At 63.5% G+C, this 18,057-nt stretch carries 23 protein-coding genes; 11 read left to right on the plus strand and 12 right to left on the minus strand.

What is annotated here, in order from left to right; translation table 11 throughout:
• Nucleotides 1-41 precede the first annotated feature (41 nt).
• Nucleotides 42-512: a tol-pal system-associated acyl-CoA thioesterase gene (gene ybgC, locus NP503_RS20305; RefSeq protein WP_127269539.1), complete on the minus strand. Its 471-nt coding sequence runs from the start codon at nucleotides 510-512 to the stop codon at nucleotides 42-44.
• Between the two features lie 57 nt (nucleotides 513-569).
• On the opposite strand from ybgC, the gene NP503_RS20310 reads away from it, so the two are divergent.
• Complete coding sequence (locus NP503_RS20310) at nucleotides 570-1,820, plus strand: glycoside hydrolase family 5 protein (protein WP_127269538.1); 1,251 nt, start codon at nucleotides 570-572, stop codon at nucleotides 1,818-1,820.
• Nucleotides 1,821-1,923: 103 nt separating this feature from the next.
• Here the strand turns inward: NP503_RS20310 and ruvB are convergent, their stop codons facing one another.
• The 7 genes from ruvB to NP503_RS20345 all read right to left on the minus strand — a co-directional run bounded on the left by ruvB (nucleotide 1,924) and on the right by NP503_RS20345 (nucleotide 6,324).
• Nucleotides 1,924-2,961 (minus strand): Holliday junction branch migration DNA helicase RuvB, encoded by a 1,038-nt coding sequence (gene ruvB, locus NP503_RS20315; protein ID WP_127272275.1) that lies wholly within the window; start codon nucleotides 2,959-2,961, stop codon nucleotides 1,924-1,926.
• A gap of 43 nt (nucleotides 2,962-3,004) precedes the next feature.
• Nucleotides 3,005-3,625 carry a Holliday junction branch migration protein RuvA gene (ruvA, locus tag NP503_RS20320; RefSeq protein ID WP_013529140.1) on the minus strand — a complete coding sequence of 207 codons (621 nt, stop codon included), beginning with the start codon at nucleotides 3,623-3,625 and terminating at the stop codon, nucleotides 3,005-3,007.
• 27 nt (nucleotides 3,626-3,652) lie between these two features.
• Nucleotides 3,653-4,072 (minus strand): type II toxin-antitoxin system VapC family toxin, encoded by a 420-nt coding sequence (locus NP503_RS20325; RefSeq protein ID WP_127268491.1) that lies wholly within the window; start codon nucleotides 4,070-4,072, stop codon nucleotides 3,653-3,655.
• Complete coding sequence (locus tag NP503_RS20330) at nucleotides 4,050-4,319, minus strand: AbrB/MazE/SpoVT family DNA-binding domain-containing protein (RefSeq protein ID WP_127268490.1); 270 nt, start codon at nucleotides 4,317-4,319, stop codon at nucleotides 4,050-4,052. Before NP503_RS20330 ends, NP503_RS20325 begins: the two co-directional genes overlap by 23 nt.
• A gap of 56 nt (nucleotides 4,320-4,375) precedes the next feature.
• Nucleotides 4,376-4,885 carry a crossover junction endodeoxyribonuclease RuvC gene (ruvC, locus tag NP503_RS20335; protein WP_127268489.1) on the minus strand — a complete coding sequence of 170 codons (510 nt, stop codon included), beginning with the start codon at nucleotides 4,883-4,885 and terminating at the stop codon, nucleotides 4,376-4,378.
• A 75-nt stretch (nucleotides 4,886-4,960) separates the two neighbouring features.
• On the minus strand, nucleotides 4,961-5,494 hold the full coding sequence (locus NP503_RS20340; RefSeq protein ID WP_127268488.1) for a DUF1465 family protein: 534 nt from the start codon (nucleotides 5,492-5,494) through the stop codon (nucleotides 4,961-4,963).
• A 449-nt stretch (nucleotides 5,495-5,943) separates the two neighbouring features.
• Nucleotides 5,944-6,324 (minus strand): hypothetical protein, encoded by a 381-nt coding sequence (locus NP503_RS20345; protein WP_127268487.1) that lies wholly within the window; start codon nucleotides 6,322-6,324, stop codon nucleotides 5,944-5,946.
• Nucleotides 6,325-6,650: 326 nt separating this feature from the next.
• Between NP503_RS20345 and NP503_RS20350 the strand changes: the two genes are divergently transcribed.
• Entirely contained in the window at nucleotides 6,651-7,202 is a 552-nt protein-coding gene (locus tag NP503_RS20350; RefSeq protein ID WP_127268486.1) for a DUF2269 family protein, read from the plus strand.
• Nucleotides 7,203-7,234: 32 nt separating this feature from the next.
• Here the strand turns inward: NP503_RS20350 and NP503_RS20355 are convergent, their stop codons facing one another.
• The 3 genes from NP503_RS20355 to NP503_RS20365 all read right to left on the minus strand — a co-directional run bounded on the left by NP503_RS20355 (nucleotide 7,235) and on the right by NP503_RS20365 (nucleotide 9,396).
• A complete protein-coding gene (locus NP503_RS20355) occupies nucleotides 7,235-8,005 on the minus strand; it encodes a sulfite exporter TauE/SafE family protein (protein WP_127268485.1) in 771 nt (256 codons plus the stop codon).
• Nucleotides 8,006-8,124: 119 nt separating this feature from the next.
• Complete coding sequence (locus NP503_RS20360; protein ID WP_127268484.1) at nucleotides 8,125-8,853, minus strand: bifunctional 2-polyprenyl-6-hydroxyphenol methylase/3-demethylubiquinol 3-O-methyltransferase UbiG; 729 nt, start codon at nucleotides 8,851-8,853, stop codon at nucleotides 8,125-8,127.
• A gap of 63 nt (nucleotides 8,854-8,916) precedes the next feature.
• On the minus strand, nucleotides 8,917-9,396 hold the full coding sequence (locus NP503_RS20365) for an Lrp/AsnC family transcriptional regulator (protein WP_127268483.1): 480 nt from the start codon (nucleotides 9,394-9,396) through the stop codon (nucleotides 8,917-8,919).
• 134 nt (nucleotides 9,397-9,530) lie between these two features.
• Between NP503_RS20365 and NP503_RS20370 the strand changes: the two genes are divergently transcribed.
• From NP503_RS20370 to NP503_RS20410, 9 genes are all read left to right on the plus strand, one after another.
• Nucleotides 9,531-10,436 carry a DMT family transporter gene (locus NP503_RS20370; RefSeq protein ID WP_127268482.1) on the plus strand — a complete coding sequence of 302 codons (906 nt, stop codon included), beginning with the start codon at nucleotides 9,531-9,533 and terminating at the stop codon, nucleotides 10,434-10,436.
• Nucleotides 10,437-10,570: 134 nt separating this feature from the next.
• The gene (locus tag NP503_RS20375) at nucleotides 10,571-11,218 is read left to right on the plus strand and encodes a thiamine phosphate synthase (protein ID WP_127272276.1); all 648 of its coding nucleotides are present in this window, start codon (nucleotides 10,571-10,573) and stop codon (nucleotides 11,216-11,218) included.
• A gap of 1 nt (nucleotide 11,219) precedes the next feature.
• Nucleotides 11,220-12,260, plus strand: coding sequence for a tetratricopeptide repeat protein (locus tag NP503_RS20380; RefSeq protein WP_127270840.1), 1,041 nt, complete (start codon nucleotides 11,220-11,222; stop codon nucleotides 12,258-12,260).
• A gap of 173 nt (nucleotides 12,261-12,433) precedes the next feature.
• Nucleotides 12,434-13,000: an elongation factor P gene (gene efp / locus NP503_RS20385; RefSeq protein ID WP_013529127.1), complete on the plus strand. Its 567-nt coding sequence runs from the start codon at nucleotides 12,434-12,436 to the stop codon at nucleotides 12,998-13,000.
• Between the two features lie 85 nt (nucleotides 13,001-13,085).
• On the plus strand, nucleotides 13,086-13,886 hold the full coding sequence (locus tag NP503_RS20390; protein ID WP_013529126.1) for an inositol monophosphatase family protein: 801 nt from the start codon (nucleotides 13,086-13,088) through the stop codon (nucleotides 13,884-13,886).
• A 106-nt stretch (nucleotides 13,887-13,992) separates the two neighbouring features.
• Entirely contained in the window at nucleotides 13,993-14,679 is a 687-nt protein-coding gene (locus NP503_RS20395) for a hemolysin III family protein (protein WP_164748660.1), read from the plus strand.
• Nucleotides 14,680-14,783: 104 nt separating this feature from the next.
• The gene (locus NP503_RS20400; protein ID WP_027037204.1) at nucleotides 14,784-15,809 is read left to right on the plus strand and encodes a MotA/TolQ/ExbB proton channel family protein; all 1,026 of its coding nucleotides are present in this window, start codon (nucleotides 14,784-14,786) and stop codon (nucleotides 15,807-15,809) included.
• Between the two features lies 1 nt (nucleotide 15,810).
• Nucleotides 15,811-16,842, plus strand: a complete 1,032-nt coding sequence (locus NP503_RS20405) for a peptidoglycan -binding protein (RefSeq protein WP_127272583.1) — start codon at nucleotides 15,811-15,813, stop codon at nucleotides 16,840-16,842.
• A 237-nt stretch (nucleotides 16,843-17,079) separates the two neighbouring features.
• Entirely contained in the window at nucleotides 17,080-17,508 is a 429-nt protein-coding gene (locus NP503_RS20410) for a hypothetical protein (protein WP_127269091.1), read from the plus strand.
• 75 nt (nucleotides 17,509-17,583) lie between these two features.
• On the opposite strand, the gene NP503_RS20415 is transcribed toward NP503_RS20410, so the two are convergent.
• The gene (locus NP503_RS20415) at nucleotides 17,584-17,937 is read right to left on the minus strand and encodes a DUF1304 domain-containing protein (protein ID WP_127269092.1); all 354 of its coding nucleotides are present in this window, start codon (nucleotides 17,935-17,937) and stop codon (nucleotides 17,584-17,586) included.
• Between the last annotated feature and the right edge of the window lie 120 nt (nucleotides 17,938-18,057).

Genomic DNA, 18,057 nt, shown 5'->3' on the forward strand with positions numbered 1-18,057 from the left:
GCGCAGGAAGCTGCTGTTTGCAGGCCGGCATCACCTGAATATCAGCGCACCCTCGGCATGAATGCCGCCACCCATTCCCTGGGAAAACGCCTTGGGCGGCCATTCTCACCGATGATCGCCGCCTCGACCTTGGCCTCGACCAGCAGTTCGTCGCCACGCTTGAGCTGCTGCGCCATGAAGATGCGCGCGCCGGAAATCTCCTCGGTGCGGGTGTCGACCGTCAGGATGTCGTCGATGCGGGCGGGGCCGCGAAAGTCGATCTCCATGCGGCGCACCACCCAGACTATTCTTTCGCCATGCTTGCCATCGGCAAGCTCTGTGTGGTGCACGCCGGTCAGCCGGAGATAGTCGGAGCGACCGCGTTCGAAGAATTCGAGATAGCGCGCATGGTAGACGACGCCGGAGAAATCGGTGTCGGCATAATAGACCCGCGCCATCAGCCGATGGCCGAACGTGGTCAGCGCGCCGGAAAGCCCGGCCAGCAGCGTCGCCGATTCACCATGATCGCCCATTGCGCTTCCTTTTTCAGCCCCGACCAGGCACCGGTTTCCCGCGGAACATAACATCGGATGGCACTGTTGACGGCGATGATCAAGAGTTTGACGGCGGCGCTGTTCGTGCTCGTGGCTTTGGCGCTGCCTGGCCAGGCCGCGACATTCTCGATGAAGCGCGGCCTCAACCTCGACCAATGGGTCACATGGCCCGGCGAAGACCAGTGGGGCGACGCCGAAGCCATCCTGCCCTATCCGGAATGGCGCAAATTCCTTGGGGAGAACGACCTCAAGGCGCTGAAGGATGCCGGCCTCGATTTCCTGCGCATGCCGGTCGACCCTTCGCCTTTCCTGTCCGACCAGACCGTGGCCTTGCGTGACGACCTCTATGCCAGCGTGCTGGACTCCGTGCGCATGATCAACCGCGCCGGCCTGAAGGTTATCGTCGACATGCACCTGATCCCGGCCGGCGGCAGCCGCAAGATCGGCATGGCTGAAGTGATGGACGACCCGCGGACCTTCGACGCCTATGTCGAGATGGTCCGCAAGATGGCCCGCACGCTGGCCGGCGAAGATCCCACCCAGGTTGCCTTCGAGCCGATGAACGAACCGATCGTCGACTGCGACAGCGATGGCACCAGCCTGTGGCCGGACCGCCAGCGCAAACTGTTCGCCGCGGCGCGATCCTCGGCGACGAAACTGACCCTCGTGCTGACCGGCGCCTGCTATTCCGCGGCGAGCTCGCTGGAGAAGATCGACCCGAAGGCGATCCCTGACGACAACGTCATCTGGACCTTCCATTCCTACGATCCGTTCCTGCTCACCCATCAGGGAGCGACCTGGGCCGGCGACTTCATCCCCTATGTGACTGGCCTGCCCTATCCGTTGACCGCGGTGCCCAAGGCACAGCTCGACGTGACGCTCGACACCATCCGCGCCAGGATCAAGGCCGAGGCCCCGTGGACACGGCAGAGCGGCCTGCTTGCCTATCTCGACGAACAGGTCGCCAGCATGGACAGTCCCGACAAGTTGCTGGGCCTCATGGATGCGCCGTTCAAAAAGGTCGAGGCATGGGCGAAGGCCAACGGCGTCAAGCCGGAAAACATCTCGCTGGGCGAGTTCGGCATGATCCGCCAGGAATATGGCAACGCCTATGTGATGCCCGCCGAGTACCGGGCCGCCTATGTCAGGGACATGATCGGGCGCGCCGAAGCGCACGGCTTCTCATGGGCGGTGTGGAGCTATGGCGGCGCCTTCGGCATCGTCGACGCCTTCAACGGCGACAAGGCCGAACCGGATGTAATGGACGTGATCCGCGGGCTGCATTGATCGCTCAGCCAAGATCGGTCGAGAAGATTCCGGGCGCATTCAAAAAACGTACCGACGCAATGCTGAGCCAATGCCCGAGACGACGGGGCGGCGCACTGGAAAATTACTCTTCCTGGAACAGGTTGATCTGCTGCTGCGCCAGATCCTTCGGCGCGTCGAGGCCGAGATGGCGCCAGGCATTGGCCGTCAGCATGCGGCCGCGCGGTGTGCGCTGGATGAAGCCCTGCTGGATCAGATAGGGCTCGATGATGTCCTCGATGGCATCGCGCGGCTCTGACAGGCCGGCGGCGATCGTCTCGATGCCGACCGGCCCGCCGCCGAAATTGCGCGCGATCATGCTGAGATACCGCCGGTCGAGCGCGTCGAGGCCGAGCGCATCGACCTCCAGCCGGGTGAGCGCCTCGTCGGCGATCTTGCGGTCGACATGGCCGTCGCCGGCCACCGAGGCGAAATCGCGCACACGGCGTAAGAGCCGGCCGGCGATGCGTGGCGTGCCGCGCGCACGCCGCGCGATCTCCAGCGCACCGTCGTCGCCAAGCGGCATTTGCAGGATGCGGGCGCCGCGCCGCACGATCTGCTCCAGCTCTTGGACCGTGTAGAAATTGAGCCGTACCGGAATGCCGAAACGGTCGCGCAGCGGATTGGTGAGCAGGCCGAGCCGCGTGGTGGCGGCGACGAGCGTGAAGCGGGCAAGGTCGATCTTGACCGAACGCGCCGCCGGTCCTTCGCCGATGATCAGGTCGAGCTGGAAATCCTCCATCGCCGGATAAAGGATCTCCTCCACCGCCGGGCTCAGCCGATGGATCTCGTCGATGAACAGCACGTCGCCTTCCTCGAGATTGGTCAGCAGCGCGGCAAGATCACCGGCCTTGGCGATGACGGGACCCGAGGTCGAGCGGAAATTGACGCCGAGTTCGCGCGCCATGATCTGCGCCAGCGTCGTCTTGCCGAGACCGGGCGGCCCGACGAACAGCACATGATCGAGTGCCTCGTTGCGGCCCTTGGCGGCCTCGATGAACACTTTGAGATTGGCCCGCACCGCCGCCTGGCCGACGAAATCGTCGAGCGTCTGCGGCCGCAAGGTCTGCTCGGCATCCTCGCCGCGTTTTTCCGGCGCAATCAGGCGGGGCGACAGGCTCATGACGCCTTCCTTGCACACGGCAAGGAACTGAACAAGCGACGGTTCACCGCGCCAGTTCCTTCAGCCCGAAGCGGATCAGCTTCGGCGCATCGGCATCCTCGCCCGCCGTCTTCAGCGCCGCCGCCACAGCATTGGCGGCGGTGTCGCGCGAATAGCCGAGATTGACCAGCGCCGAGACCGCGTCGGTGATGGGCGCGGATGCCACGCCGTCACCGAGTTCCTGTTTCAGGCCGATGGTGCCCGAGGCGGTTCCGGCGTAGGCCGGCGCCTTGTTCTTCAACTCGGTGACGATGCGCTCGGCCACTTTCTTGCCGACGCCGGGCGCGCGCGAAACCATGGCGATATCGCGCAGCGCAATGGCGTTGGCGAGATCCGCCGGCGCCAGCGTCGACAGGATGGCCAGCGCCACCTTGGCGCCGACGCCCGGAACATTGTTCATCAGCAGCCGGAACCACTCGCGTTCCAGCACCGACTGGAAGCCGTAGAGGCGCAGCATGTCCTCGCGCACATAGGTCTCGATGAACAGCACCACCGCTTCGCCGGGCGAAGGCAGCGCCGCCAGCGTGCGCGCCGAGCAATAGGCGACGTAGCCGACGCCATGGATGTCCACGAGGCAATGGTCCTCGTCGACCTCGTCCAGCGTGCCCTTGAGCTTGCCGATCATGCCAGACCTTTCATGGAAGATGGGCTCTCATGGGTGCGTCTCAGGAGAGATGATGTCGAGGTCGGGAAAATAGCTGCGGTAGCGAGCAGCGTCGCGGGTCAAAAGACGATGTCCAGCGACGGTCGCGTGAGCGCCGATAAAGAAATCGGGCAAGGTTCTTTCCCTGACGCCACCGGCCCGGCGATAGCGGGAATGCGTAACGCCGGCAAGGAACGCCGCGTCCCAAGATACAAGTTCGCGATCCATCCCAAGCATGTCGACTGCTTTTCGAAGCGCCGTTTCCGTCGCAATCAGCGGCGCCAACTCGGACCAGACGATCGTGTTGACCACCAACGCGCCGTCGCGGCGGCAGGAGGCGATTGCCGATGCCGACCATCCTTTCATCGGTCCGGCTGGACCCCAAACATCGATCAGGACATTTGTGTCAATCAACGTCGAGATCTTCACGCGGCCCCCTCAACCACTCCATGTACTGATCGGTGGTCATGCCTCCCAGATCCAACGTCCCCTCCATCTGGTCGAGGACATCGCTGAACCTGCGCAATTTCTCTTCCTGGGAGAGGTTCTCGTTGACGGCAACCAGCCGAACACCCTCGTCGGTGGCCACGAACTCCACCTCGGAGCCCGGGGCGATGCCCAGACGGTCCCTTATCGGCTTGGGGATTGTGACTTGCCCCTTGGTGGTCACGCGCATGGTAATACCTCTGCGGTATTACTTATCCCTGCAGCGTGAACAAGTCAAGAACATAGCTAGCCGGCCAGCGCCATCCTGTAGGCCACGCTCTGCCGGTGATGCGCGTGGCAGATGGCGATGGCGAGCGCATCAGCGGCATGTTCGGTATCGAAGACGGCTTTCGGCAACAGCACCTTCACCATCATGTGGATCTGCTTCTTGTCGCCATGGCCGACGCCGATCACCGCCTTCTTCACCGCGTTGGGCGCATATTCTGCAACGACAAGCCCCGCACGCGCCGGCACCAGCATGGCGATGCCACGCGCCTGGCCGAGCTTCAGCGTTGCCACCGCGTCCTTGTTGACGAAGGTCTGTTCGACCGCCGCCTCGTGCGGCATCGCGCTGTGCAGGATTTCGGCGAGCCCGTCATGCAGCTGGCACAGCCGCGTTGCCAGCGCCGCCTTGTCGTCGGACTTCACAGTGCCGGAAGCAATGAAGCGCAGCGAATTGCCGAGGCTTTCGACGATGCCCCAGCCGGTGCGCCGAAGCCCAGGATCGATACCGATGATGCGAATCGCTTCCGCCATTTGCCGAGTTTACCTCCGGCCCACAGCGATGCCAGCGAAATGTGAACAAACCGGAAACAGAAGACGGACCGAGGTCTAACCCCGAGCGAAAGCCGTGTTGAGCAGGCTGATCTGGTCGGAAACCGGATTGAGGCGGCGAGCCATCGGTTGCATGTCGACCAAGGCGCTCGAGCCATAGATCTCCTCGTCCATGCGGCGCACCAGTGCTTGCAGGCGCAGCGAGCGGGTGACGAGATCGAGGAAATCCTCGGGCAACTCGGCCCAGCCGGCGGCTTCGTCATGGGCGGAAGCGGTGTCGAGACGCACCTTGGACTTTTCCGACGCGACCTGGTCGCGGGTCATCTCGCCGGAATTGGCGGCGCGCTGCAAAAGCAGCCAGGACGCAACCTGCATCAGCCTGGTGGTCAGCCGCATCGATTCGGCCGCATAGAGCGTGGCGCCCAGCCGCGACAGTTTCTTTGCCTCGGCCCGGCCCTTGCCGTCGAGATATTCGGCGGCCTGTTCGACCAGGCCCATGCCTTCCTGGTAAAGCGGCTTGAAGGATTGCGAGAAAACCCGGCGCTCCGCCAGCTTGACGGTTTTCGCACTGCCCTTCGAAGGCTCGTTCATTGATACGCCCCTGCACTTGCAACCGGCCGATTCGGCTCCCTGCCGATACACCCGGAACCCTATCTGACTGAAGCTTGAAAATGCGCTTCGTCACCGGCGAAGGCAAGCACATGTTTAACAGAAGGTTAACGGCGAGCCGCCATTGGGCGGCCCCGCTGAGACGCGGACAAAAAGGGAAATGAAGACAAAAAAAGAGCCGCGGATAAGGCGGCTCTCAGGAGTTTAACAGGGAGGCGTCAAACAAAGTGGCTCCAACCACTCGGTAAGAATCCAGATCACTGGATGAACATAGTAAACACCTGTAAAGCTTAATGAAGCCTTAACGGCGCGGATGTTTTTTGACCGAACGCCGCCATACTGTGCCGTAACAGGACAGCATCTCCTGCGTTAGGCTAGCTCAGGCTGTCCTCCAGATCGCCGGCACAGCCTCACCTTACCCCAGGTCCAGCTCAGGCCGTCTTCCAGATCGCCGGCAAGGCGATGAAGGCGAACAGCAGCATGGCTGCGTAGAAGCCCATCGAGGAGGCCGCCACCAGCGGTTCGATCGCGGCATTGCCGGCAAGCAGGAAGTAGAGGCCGATCAGCAGGCCGATGCCGCTGATTGCGGTCAGCCAGAAATGAACGGTGGCGAGTGTCTTTTGCCCGATGGCAGGGAACAAATGGTAGAAGAAGGCGAAGACCGCCGACATCAGCCATCCAGCCACCATTGTGTGGGCGTGAGTCGGCATCTGACCGTGATCCTGGCTGATCGACATGTGCAGGCCGAGCGCCATGCCGCACAGCGAATAGATGACGGCCAGTGTGAAGAAATTCCGTGCTACCCCTTGCATGTCTGTCCCCCGAATTGCCTTTTCCCGTTGTGGGAATGGGTTGATCGTCAGGCGATTGTTGTCGCCACCGGGCTCCCGGCGTTAAGCGCGTTAGCATCGGCGATGTTTCCGGACGATGTCGCGCCAACCCCCTCCCGACGATTCGTACATTAGCAGGAAATCAGATAGCGCGTTCACTATCTCAGCCGCTTCTTCATTGCCTGAAACAGATCCGGGTTTTTCGCGACATCGTTCCGAAACAGGCGCCACGCTAAACGCCCGCTCCTCTGACGGCCGGCGCAAATCAGCGCCGCCGCAACCTGACCGGAACACTGCAGGAGCAACCCATGGACTGGTACTCGATCGTCAAATTCCTCCACGTCACTACCGCCATTCTGTGGGTCGGAGGCGGCTTCGTGCTGTTCCTGCTGGGCATGCTTGCCGAGCGGGCGGGCAACATAGAGGAAAAACTGCAGGCAATGCGCGCCAGCGGTCAGCTGGGCGGCAGGTTCTTCGCGCCGATGTCGATGCTGACGCTGATTTTCGGCCTCATCATGTGCTGGTTCTGGGTCGGCTTCTCCGACCTGTGGATCCTCATCGGCCTGGCCGGCTACGCCACGACCTTTTCGATCGGCATGTTCATCTTCAAACCGACCGGCGAGCGCATGGGCGCAATGATCGCCAAAGAGGGCGTCACACCAGAGGTTCTTGCCATCGGCCAGCGTATGATGAGCGCGGCGCGCTTCGACTATGCGGTGATGGTGGTCATCATTGCCGACATGGTGCTCAAGCCGACCGTGCATGACATCGGTATCCTCGCCGGCATGGTGCTGGCCGTCTTGATCGGCGCCACACTGGCCTTTGGCGGCAACCGCCGTCTCGTGCCGAGCGCTGCCTGACCCTGATGACGGGCGGCGGCGCAGCCGCCTTTCTACATCGGACCTGCGATGCCATCCCACAGCAGCTTCAGTGCAACGACCGCGACGGTTGCATAGGTGAAGGGATAGAAGGTTTCCGGCCGCATCCGCCGCACCAGCCAGGCCCCGGCAATGGTCGACAGCGGCGCCAGCGGCATCAGCACCGCCGATGCCGTCAGATTGGCGGTGTCGAACTGGCCGAGCGCGAAATAGGGCACCAGCTTCAGCGCATTGGTGGCGGCAAAGAAGATCGCGGCGGTGCCCGATAGAACCTTCGGATCGAGCCGGATCGGCAAGGCATAGACCTGGAAGGGCGGGCCGCCGACATGGGCTACGAAGCTGGTGAACCCGGCGACCGTGCCCCAGACCGCGGCGGCGACGCGGTTGGGCGCGGCAGCGTGATCGGCGCCATGGCGGAACTGCAGATAGAGCCAGCGCAGGACGAAGATGATGGCGACGGCGCCGACGATCAGCCGCACCGCCTCTTCGGTGACCAGTGCCGCCGTCAGCCAGCCAAGGCCGATGCCGATGACGGCGCCCGGCATCATGTCGACCAGCATCTTTCTGTTATAAACGCCCCACCATGTCCATACCGAGACGATGTCCATCAGGCACAGGATCGGCAGCAGGATGGCCGCCGCCTGCACCGGCGGCATGGTCAGCGCCATCAGCGGCACGCCGACGAAACCGACGGCGCCGCCAAAGCCCCCCTTGGACAGGCCGACCAGAAAGACCGCCGGAATGGCAGCCGCATAGAACCACGGATCGAGAAGCAGGCCTGACATGGGAGGGGGGACTGGTCCGGAGGGAAAGCGGGTCGACGCTTGAATAGCCCAGAATGCCCGGCGGAGCGACAGCAAATATGAGCGTGGCGGCGGCACACTCGGCCGACGCCGGCCAGTGCCTAGCGCCGAGCCGAGACCAGCAGGAACATCGGCCGCTCGAGCTCTTCCGCCAGTTCCGGCTTGGCTGCGATTTGCGCATCGGTCGGCCGGAATTCCTCGACATGGCCGATGGTGAAGCCGGACCGGATCAGTGCGTTGAGGGTGGTGCCGATCGTGCGGTGATGTTTCACCACGCCCTTGGCCAGCCAGTCGGTGCTGCGCGGTCCTGCCACCAGATATTGGTCGACAGGCCACGTCTTGCGGCCTTCGCTATCGATCACCCAGCCGGGTTTGGTCGGCGCCATGAAGATCGGATGTTCCGTCGAAAAGACGAAACGCCCGCCAGGCGCCAGGGCCCGATGCACGGTCCCGAACAGACGCGACACATCCTCGACATAGTGCAAGGCGAGCGAGCTGTAGACGAGATCGAAGCTGGCTTCCGGCAGGCTGAGCCGATCGAGATCGGCCGTCTCATAGCTTATGCCAGCATCGGGGCCGGCGGCCCTTGCCCGGGCAAGCATCTTCTCCGACAGATCCAGGCCAAGCACCTGCGCCGCCCCATGCTCGCGGGCCCAGCGGCAGAACCAGCCGAAGCCGCAGCCGAGATCGACGACCCTCAAGCCGCCGACATCGGGCAGCATGGCGCGCAGTGCCGGCCACTCGGCGGCACCCTCCAGCCCTTCGACCGAACGGCCGAGCTGGCTGTAGCCTGCGAAGAAATCCTCACGGTCGTATATATTCTGCGCCATGGTTCCGGCCTCGTTTGGGCCGGCACACTAACCAACCGGCCGCCGGCTTTCCACCCAACTCGATCAGGAGGCCTGCAAGACCTTTGCCCTATCCCGAGAGGCGGTTGCGTCAAGCGGCGGCGGCCGCCGCCGGATCGGCTGCGCCTTGATAATGGCGGTGCTTGTCTCCGCCTTGTCGGCGATGCGATCGAGAATCCCGTCGAGATCGCCGATCGAGCGCACGAACAGCCGGGCGACGAAACAGTCATCGCCCGTCACCTTGTCGCATTCGCCGAATTCGGGAATTTCCTCGATCAGCTTCTGGACGATGTGCAGCTTGCCCGGCAAAGGCCGGATGCGCACGATCGCCTGCAGGGTATAACCGAGCGCCAGCGGATCGATCTCGACAGTGAACGCTCGGATGACGCCGCGCTCCTCGAGCCGTCGCAGCCGCTCCGAAACGCTTGGCGACGACAGCCCGACCTGGGCGGCCAGTTCCTTCAGCGAGGTCCGTGCATCCTTGACCAGGATTTCAAGGAGATTTCGGTCGAGATCGTCCAGCATCTTTTTCTTTCCCCGATAGTTTGGAGTTTTCTCCTAATATAATTAGGCCAACCGGCCATACGCCCTTTCCAATCAGATGGAAAGCTTCGCGGCAGCATGAGATTATGGCGGCTCAACCGATATGGAGGTTTGTTGTGAACGAAACGGTGCGCGGCACGGTCGAAATGTCAGCCGCAATGGCCATCCTGGGAACGATCGGATGGTTCGTCGTCCTGTCCGGCCAGCCGATCATGGATGTGGTGTTCTGGCGTTGCGCTTTCGGTGCGCTGACGCTGCTCATCATCTGCGCCGGGCTGGGATTGCTGCGCAACAGGCTGTCGCTGCGCATCATCGGCATCGCCGCGCTCGGCGGCGTCGCCATCGTCGTCAACTGGCTGCTGCTGTTCAGCGCATTCTCGCGCGCGTCGATCTCGATCGCCACCGCTGTCTACAACACGCAGCCTTTCATGCTGGTCGGCTTCGGTGCGCTTTTCTTCGCCGAGCGGCTGACCCTGACCAAGCTGACCTGGCTGGCCATCGCCTTCGCCGGCATGGTTCTGATCGTGCAGTCGGCTCCCGATGCCGGCGATATCGGCACGGATTATTTCACCGGCATCGTCATGGCGTTGGGCGCGGCTTTCTTCTGGGCCGTCGCCGCCATCGTCACCAAGAAGCTCAAGGGCACGCCGCCGCACCTCATCGCGCTGATCCAGGTCTGCGTCGGCGTCGTCATGCTGGCGCCTTTCGCCAATCTTGCAGAGCTTCCGGCCGATGCCTGGAGCTGGACCATGCTGGCGACGCTCGGCATCGTCCATACCGGCCTGATGTACATACTGATGTACGGCGCCATCCAGAAGCTGCCGACGCATCTGCAGGGATCGCTGTCCTTCATCTATCCGGTCGTCGCCATCCTGGTCGATGTCGTCGCCTTCGGCCATCGGCTGCATCTGAGTCAGGTCGTCGGCGCCACCGCCATCCTGATCGCCGCCGCCGGCATGAATCTCGGCTGGACGCTGTGGAAGGGCAAACCGCCCGTGGCGAGCCCGCACCCGATCAAATGAAGCGCCCCGCCGGATGCCCGGCGGGTCAAACATCGCGATCCCGGCTGCCCGCCTGTTCAAAGCGGGCACTTTGCTCTATGCCGCAATCCAACCATCTTCGCCCGGCATAGGCGAAACGCGGGACCCGAAGAACCATGAATGAAGCAACGCCCCCCAATCGCTGTCGCATCGTGCTGATCGCGCCGTCCGGCGTGCCGGCGGCCCGTATTGTCGCGGCATTCGATGGCGGCGATGTCGCTTCGCTGATCCTGCCCGAGAACGGCATGGATGAAGCCTCCTTTCAGGCTTTCGCCGAACAGATCGTGCCGGCAGCGCAAGCCGCCGGCGTTGCTGTCATCATCGCCGGCGACACCCGCATAGCCGGCCGCGTCCAGGCCGACGGCATCCATGTCGAGGTCTCCAAGGCCGAACTTGCCGAGACGATCGAGCATTTCCAGGCAAAGATGATGGTCGGCACCGGCGGCGCCAAGACACGTGACGACGCGCTCGAGCTTGGCGAGACGCGGCCAGACTACATCTTCTTCGGCCGCTTCGGTTACGACAACAAGCCCGAACCGCACCCGCGCAACCTGTCGCTCGGCGCATGGTGGGCGGACATGATCCAGATCCCTTGCATCGTCATGGCCGGATCCGACATCGCCTCGGTCGAAGCGGTGGGCGCCACCGGCGCTGAATTCGTGGCGCTGTCGAGCGCCGTGTTTGCCGACGGCACCGATCCCAGGACAGCGGTCGCCACCGCCAACGCGCTGCTCGACGAGACCGCGCCGCGCTTCGAGGACTGAAATGTCCTCGGCGACGCTTCCCCTCCAGGCTCTGCTTGCGGTGCTGATGGTCCAGGCTGCCGCCGCGGAGACCATCCCCCTGCCGCAGCCCAAGCCGGAAATCGGCGTCCACACCGACAAGCCGATCGACAAGCCGTTGCCGCAGCCCGCTACCACGGCCGAGCCCGCGCCGCTGCCGTCGGCCGACACGGTCAATCCCGACCGCTTCGGCGCAAAACCCGCCGACGCGGCCTATGGCGCCTTCCAGCGCGGTCTCTACAAGACAGCTTACAATCTGGCATTGGTCCGGGCGCAAAACGGCGATCCGGCGGCGCAGACCTTGGTGGCCGAGATCCTGTCGCGGGGGCTCGGTGTGCCGGTCAATTCGGCGCAAGCGGCGAAATGGTACGCGCTGGCCGCCGAACAGGGTGTGCCGGAATCGCAGTTCCAGTATGCGCTGATGCTGCTCGACGGCCGCTACGTCAAAAAGGATGGAAAAGAGGCCTACGCCTTGATGCAGGCCGCCGCCGAAGCCGGCAACCGGCTGGCGCAATTCAATTTCGCGCAGATGCTGGTCCAGCAGGACCCCGGCGACGCCGGCATGGCCAAGGCGGTTTCCTACTATGAGCGCGCCGCCGCGACCGGCCTCGCGGACGCGCAATATGCAATGTCGCAGATCTACGCCAACGGTGTCGGTGGCAAGCCACGTGACGACGCCCAGGCAAGGCGCCTGCTGGCGCAGGCCGCAAGGCAGAACTACGACACCGCGCAGATCGATCTCGCCGCCTGGATGATCGAAGGCCGCGGCGGTGCGCGCGACCTGAAATCCGCCTTCGGCTGGATGAAGCAGGCGGCGGAGGGCGGCAATGTCGCCGCCCAGAACCGCCTGGCCAAGCTCTATATGCAAGGCATCGGCACTGATCCGGACCTTGTGCTTGCCGGCGCCTGGTACGTCGTCGCCCGCCGTGCCGGCCTCATCGACCCACAGATGGACGACTTCCTGCAGGGGCTGGACGACGACCAGACCAAGCAGGCGCTGCAGAAGGCCAACCGGCTGCCTTGACGGCGGTTCTCGCGGTCATCGCAAGTGTAACCTCGGCTCCCCTCGCCTGGCACCGACCTGCCCGCTCCCTTGCCTCTTCTGGCGATTTGTGGTCTTGGGAGCCCGAAATCGCTTTCCCAGCGAACATCCATACCGACGGCGTGGCCGTTGGCATCATTCCGGATCATCTCATCATGGCCAAGATCAATGGCAACGAAATCCGTCCCGGCTATGTCATCGAGCATGATGGCGGGCTTTGGGTGGCGGTCAGGACCAACACCGTCAAGCCCGGCAAGGGCGGCGCCTACAATCAGGTCGAACTGAAGAACCTCATCAACGGCACCAAGCTCAACGAGCGCTTCCGCTCGGCCGAGACCGTCGAACAGATCCGGCTCGACCTGAAGGATTTTTCCTTCCTTTACGCGCAGGAAGACGCACTGGTGTTCATGGACACCCAGAGCTACGAGCAGCTCGAATTGAACAAGGACTTCGTCGGCGATCGCGCCGCCTTCCTGCAGGACGGCATGATGGTGACGGTCCAGCTCTACGAAGAGCGGCCGATCGGCATTTCGCTGCCCGACTATGTGACGCTGACCATCACCGAGGCCGACCCGGTGGTGAAGGGTCAGACGGCGGCATCGTCCTACAAGCCGGCGATCCTGGAGAACGGCATCCGCGTCCTGGTGCCGCCCTTCATCGGCGCCGGCGAGCGCATCATCGTCGACACCAACGAAATCACTTACGTGCGCCGCGCCGACTGACGCATGTCGCCCAGAAGTGGCCGGGTTCCGGGTCACCGACATGCATCGAGGCAGAATTTAAAGCGCAGCACCGGGAAAAAGCACTATGGCACGCTCAGCCCTTCTCAACGTCATGGTCCAGGCCGCAATGAAGGCCGGCCGCTCGCTGTCGCGCGACTTCGGCGAGGTGCAGAACCTGCAGGTCTCGATGAAGGGCCCCGGCGATTATGTCAGCCAGGCCGACCGCAAGGCAGAGGACATCGTCTTTGCCGAATTGTCCAAGGCTCGGCCCGGCTATTCCTTCCTGATGGAAGAGCGCGGCGTGGTTGAAGGCGACGACGGCCAGCATCGCTGGATCGTCGACCCGCTCGACGGCACCACCAATTTCCTGCACGGCATTCCGCTCTTTGCCGTTTCGATCGCGCTGGAGCGCCAGGGCCAGATCGTCGCCGGCGTCATCTACAATCCGGCGATGGACGAACTCTACACCTGCGAACGCGGGGGCGGCGCCTTCATGAACGACCGCCGCTTGCGCGTCGCCGGCCGCATCAAGCTGGTCGACACCGTGATCGGCTGCGGCATGCCGCATCTCGGCCGCGGCCACCACGGCAATTTCCTGGTCGAACTGCGCAATGTCATGGCCGAGGTTTCCGGCGTCCGCCGCCTCGGCTCCGCATCGCTCGATCTCGCCTATGTCGCCGCCGGCCGCATGGATGGCTTCTGGGAAACCGGCCTGTCGGCCTGGGACATCGCCGCCGGGCTGCTTTTGATCCGCGAGGCGGGCGGCTTCGTCTCCGACATGGATGGCGGCCAGGACATGCTCGACAACGGCTCGGTCGTCGCCGGCAACGAGATCATCCAGCGCGCTTTGCTGAAGGTCGTGAAGAAGCCGCTCTCCTCCCGCTGACAGCCACGCCGCGCTGATGCGCCGCAGTCGCAAAACCGCAATGGAAGCTTGAAATACTGCCCGGCATGCGCCCAAATTGAAGGGCGCGGTGCAGGAACCCGGCTTAGTGAGAGACAACCAACCCTACCCCGATATCCCGTTCATCGGACGCTGGCACTATTCGCGTGCCGAGATGATCGCAGACGGTATCGTCCACGCGGTCGGCATCGTGCTGGCGATCGCGGCAGGGTCGGCACTGCTGGCGCTGGCGGCGTTTCGTGTCGGACCTGGCGAATACATCGCCGCCGCCTTCTACGTGGTTTCGCTGCTCACCGTGCTCTCGGTGTCGATGACCTACAATCTGTGGCCGGTGTCGTCGCCGGCAAAATGGGTGTTGCGGCGTTTCGACCACGCCGCGATCTATCTGCTGATCGCCGCGACCTATACGCCTTTCCTGGCGCAGCTCGAAGGCTCGCCGCTGGCGCGCTGGATGATCGTGCTGGTCTGGGCCGCGGCAGTGCTGGGTATTGCCATCAAGGTGTTCTTTCCCGGCCGTTTCGACCGGCTGGCGATCGGTTTCTATCTCGCCATCGGCTGGAGCGGCATCATCCTGGTCAAGCCACTTGTCCAGACGCTGCCGACGACATCGATAGCGCTGATCGTCGCAGGCGGCATCGTCTACTCCTGCGGCGTCATCTTCTTCGCCTGGAAGGGGCTGCGCTTCCACAACGCGCTGTGGCACGGTTTCGTCGTCACCGGCGCCGGCCTGCATCTGGCCGCCATGGTCGACTGTCTGGTCATCAATCGCCTCTGACATTCTCGACGCGGCAATATTGCCAAGCGCCATTCAATTTGGTCACAATTCCGTTTAGAGTCGCGGTTTACGTGATCGGCGGCGGCATCGGAAACGGGGCACGGATGGCTTTTCTCAGATCCTTCGGCATGGGCAGACGTTCTGATGTCCTGATCTACGACCCGCATAAATTATCGAGCCCGCAGGTCTTTCTGCTGACCATGGTGATCTTCCTGGTCATCGTCGCCTTCATCGCCGCCATCCTCACCCGACAGATCTCAACCGCTTTTGGCAGCAATCCCGGCCTCAATGGCCTGATCGTCGGCGTGCTGGTGGTCGGCATCCTTTTGGCCTTCGCCCAGGTCGGGCGACTGTTTCGCGAAGTGCGCTGGGTCAACTCCTTCCGTGCCGGCTCGGAAACGACAGAACCAGTGCTTCTGGCGCCGATGAAGGCGATGATCGGCCGCTCCTCGGCGACGGCCTTCTCGACCAGTTCGATGCGCACCATGCTCGATTCCATCGCCACCCGCCTCGACGAAAGCCGCGACACCTCGCGCTATCTCGTCGGCCTGCTGGTGTTCCTCGGCCTGCTCGGCACTTTCTGGGGACTGTTGAACACCATCGGTTCGATCCGCGAGACCATCGAATCGCTCGATCCCGGCACCGGTGACGCCGCCGCGGTGCTCGATTCCCTGAAGCAGGGGCTTTCGGCGCCGCTGGCCGGCATGGGCACCGCCTTCTCGTCCTCGCTGTTCGGCCTCTCCGGCTCGCTGGTGCTCGGCTTCCTCGACCTGCAGGCCGGTCGCGCCCAGACACGCTTCTACACCGAACTGGAAAACTGGCTGTCCTCGGTGACCGACCTGTCGTCGGACATCGTCGTCGCCGACCCAGCCAAGACCGAATCCTCCGACGAGATCCGGGTGCTGTCGGAAAGGCTGCGCTCGATGCAGGAGAATGGCGGCGGCTCCAACCCGCGCGTCGCCACCGCCATGGCCAATCTCGCCGACGGCATTTCCGGCCTGGTCAAGAACATGCGCTCGGAACAGCAGATCATGCGCGACTGGGTCGAAGCCCAGTCCGACGAGCAGAAGGCGATGCGCAACACGCTGGAAAAGATCGCCGATGCCCTGAAGAAGCCCGGAGTGCACTGAAGTGGCACTCGCCAGGGGCCGGCGCACCGATCGCCGCATCGACTACTGGCCGGGCTTTGTCGACGCGCTGTCGACGCTGCTTTTGGCCATCATGTTCCTGCTCACGGTCTTCGTGCTGGCGCAGTTCCTGCTGGGACGCGAAATCTCCGGCAAGGATACGGCACTCTCGCGCCTCAACTCGCAAATCAACGAGCTGACCCAGTTGCTGGCGCTGGAGCGCTCGACGGCGCAGGACAAGGATGATTCACTGGCCAATCTGCAGGCGTCGCTGTCAGCCGCGCAAGCGGAAAGGAGCCGGCTCCAACAGTTGCTGGCGCAAGGCGCCGGTGCCGGCGACGCCGCCAACCAGCGCGCCGCGGCGCTGGGCGGCGAACTCGACAACCAACGCCAGATCAGCCAGCAGGCGCTGAGCCAGGTCGAGATCCTCAACCAGCAGATCGCGGCACTGCGCAAGCAGATCGGCGCGCTCGAGGATGCGCTCAACGTCTCCGAAATCCGCGACCGCGATTCCAACACCAAGATCGCCGACCTCGGCCGACGCCTCAACGTCGCTCTGGCACAGCGCGTGCAGGAGTTGAACCGCTACCGCTCCGACTTCTTCGGCCGCTTGCGCGAAATCCTCGCCGACCGAGAGAACATCCGTATCGTCGGCGACCGCTTCGTCTTCCAGTCGGAAGTGCTGTTCCCGACCGGCTCCGAGGTGATCAACGATGCCGGCAAGGTCGAGATGAAGAAGCTCGCCGACGCCATCATCGAGTTGCAGAAGGAAATCCCGCCCGAGATCAACTGGGTGCTGCGCGTCGACGGCCACACTGACAATAAGCCGCTCTCCGGCGCCGGCCGCTACCGCGACAATTGGGAGCTGTCGACGGCGCGTTCGACATCGGTGGTGAAATTCCTGATCGAAAACGGCGTGCCTGCCAACCGGCTCGTAGCCGCCGGTTTCGGTGAGTTCCAGCCGCTCGACCCCGCCGACACCGAAGAGGCGCGCAATAAGAACCGCCGTATTGAACTGAAGCTCACCGAACGTTGATCCAAAATCACGCGAACTTGTTCGTCGGCTCAACTCTAGAGCGCAGATAGAGGCCGACAAGGCCTGAAAAGATTATCTTTTTTTAATTACACATTGTCGCAGGGCGATCCTAACTTGCCGCCCGGGCCGAGAACCGCCGGCGATGAACCCCCTCATCGCGACGCGACGGAACCGGACGGCCCAAGGCCGGAAGGCAGGCGGACAACCGCCGCCTTCCTCTACAAGAGGAGACGCGTGATGCGCTCTTTCAAGACCTCGCTTAGAACTGCTACACTCACGGCGCTCCTCATCGCCGTTCCGCTTGCCGGCGCCTATGCCGCGGGCCATCACAAGGGCGCTCTCGACGCGGCCGATCCGACCGACATGACTGGCCCGCGTGTCGAGGCGCTTATCGCACAGGTGCAGGGCGTCCGGCAGGGCATCGTGGACGCAAGACAGGCCAACAACATCACCCCGGCCGTGGCGGAACGCCTGGAAATGCGCACGGCCCACATCGGTCAGGCGGCAGAGAAAGTCGCCGCGTCCGATCACGGCAGGATACCGGCCGCGCAATATCATGACCTGCTGCGCCGGCTCGACAATGTCGACCAGCGCCTGAGGGTCGATACCGGCAGCGGTTTCCTGATGGGCGACGGCGACGACGGCGGCAACTACCCGAACGGCTGAGGCCATAGCGCCCGAAACGGTCCAAGAGGAAGGGATCACCTGACGCTTTCGGGAGCCATCCCGCGGGCGTCCTTTTTACCAGCCCAGCCAGACCGCGATCAGCGCGGCAATCGCCGGCGCGGTCTGGATAAACAGGATTTTGCGGCCAACCGTTGCCGCGCCATAGAGGCCGGCAACAGCCACGCACAGCAGGAAAAACACCTTGACCTGGAAACCGGCCGCCCCGAGGTAAAGCCCCCAGATGAAGCCGGCGGCGAGGAAACCGTTGTAGAGCCCCTGATTGGCGGCGAGCACCTTGGAGGCGCTGGCGAATTCCGGGGTCAGGTTGAAAGCCTTGTGTCCGCGCGGCGTGTCCCACAGCACCATCTCCAGATAGACGATGTAGGCATGGATCAAGGCCACCAGCCCAACCAGGATGTTGCCGATCATTTCGTCCCCCTTGCGTTGTCGCCGGCAGCATTCCATGCGCGGCATCGCCTGCGCAAGGTGCATTTGCCCGACGGCATCCGAGGGTTGCCAACGCATTTGTGTTGGTGTCTTTTCGCGCCG

The sequence above is a fragment of the Mesorhizobium sp. SEMIA396 genome, assembly GCF_024518615.1.
Classification (GTDB): Bacteria; Pseudomonadota; Alphaproteobacteria; order Rhizobiales; family Rhizobiaceae; genus Mesorhizobium.

Bases quoted from the DNA above. Each gene is read 5' to 3' on its own strand.
- ybgC (WP_127269539.1), bottom strand. From the start codon at position 512: ATGGGCGATCATGGTGAATCGGCGACGCTGCTGGCCGGGCTTTCCGGC.
- NP503_RS20310 (WP_127269538.1), top strand. From the start codon at position 570: ATGGCACTGTTGACGGCGATGATCAAGAGTTTGACGGCGGCGCTGTTC.
- ruvB (WP_127272275.1), bottom strand. From the start codon at position 2,961: ATGAGCCTGTCGCCCCGCCTGATTGCGCCGGAAAAACGCGGCGAGGAT.
- ruvA (WP_013529140.1), bottom strand. From the start codon at position 3,625: ATGATCGGCAAGCTCAAGGGCACGCTGGACGAGGTCGACGAGGACCAT.
- NP503_RS20330 (WP_127268490.1), bottom strand. From the start codon at position 4,319: ATGCGCGTGACCACCAAGGGGCAAGTCACAATCCCCAAGCCGATAAGG.
- ruvC (WP_127268489.1), bottom strand. From the start codon at position 4,885: ATGGCGGAAGCGATTCGCATCATCGGTATCGATCCTGGGCTTCGGCGC.
- NP503_RS20340 (WP_127268488.1), bottom strand. From the start codon at position 5,494: ATGAACGAGCCTTCGAAGGGCAGTGCGAAAACCGTCAAGCTGGCGGAG.
- NP503_RS20345 (WP_127268487.1), bottom strand. From the start codon at position 6,324: ATGCAAGGGGTAGCACGGAATTTCTTCACACTGGCCGTCATCTATTCG.
- NP503_RS20350 (WP_127268486.1), top strand. From the start codon at position 6,651: ATGGACTGGTACTCGATCGTCAAATTCCTCCACGTCACTACCGCCATT.
- NP503_RS20355 (WP_127268485.1), bottom strand. From the start codon at position 8,005: ATGTCAGGCCTGCTTCTCGATCCGTGGTTCTATGCGGCTGCCATTCCG.
- NP503_RS20360 (WP_127268484.1), bottom strand. From the start codon at position 8,853: ATGGCGCAGAATATATACGACCGTGAGGATTTCTTCGCAGGCTACAGC.
- NP503_RS20365 (WP_127268483.1), bottom strand. From the start codon at position 9,396: ATGCTGGACGATCTCGACCGAAATCTCCTTGAAATCCTGGTCAAGGAT.
- NP503_RS20375 (WP_127272276.1), top strand. From the start codon at position 10,571: ATGAATGAAGCAACGCCCCCCAATCGCTGTCGCATCGTGCTGATCGCG.
- NP503_RS20380 (WP_127270840.1), top strand. From the start codon at position 11,220: ATGTCCTCGGCGACGCTTCCCCTCCAGGCTCTGCTTGCGGTGCTGATG.
- efp (WP_013529127.1), top strand. From the start codon at position 12,434: ATGGCCAAGATCAATGGCAACGAAATCCGTCCCGGCTATGTCATCGAG.
- NP503_RS20390 (WP_013529126.1), top strand. From the start codon at position 13,086: ATGGCACGCTCAGCCCTTCTCAACGTCATGGTCCAGGCCGCAATGAAG.
- NP503_RS20400 (WP_027037204.1), top strand. From the start codon at position 14,784: ATGGCTTTTCTCAGATCCTTCGGCATGGGCAGACGTTCTGATGTCCTG.
- NP503_RS20410 (WP_127269091.1), top strand. From the start codon at position 17,080: ATGCGCTCTTTCAAGACCTCGCTTAGAACTGCTACACTCACGGCGCTC.
- NP503_RS20415 (WP_127269092.1), bottom strand. From the start codon at position 17,937: ATGATCGGCAACATCCTGGTTGGGCTGGTGGCCTTGATCCATGCCTAC.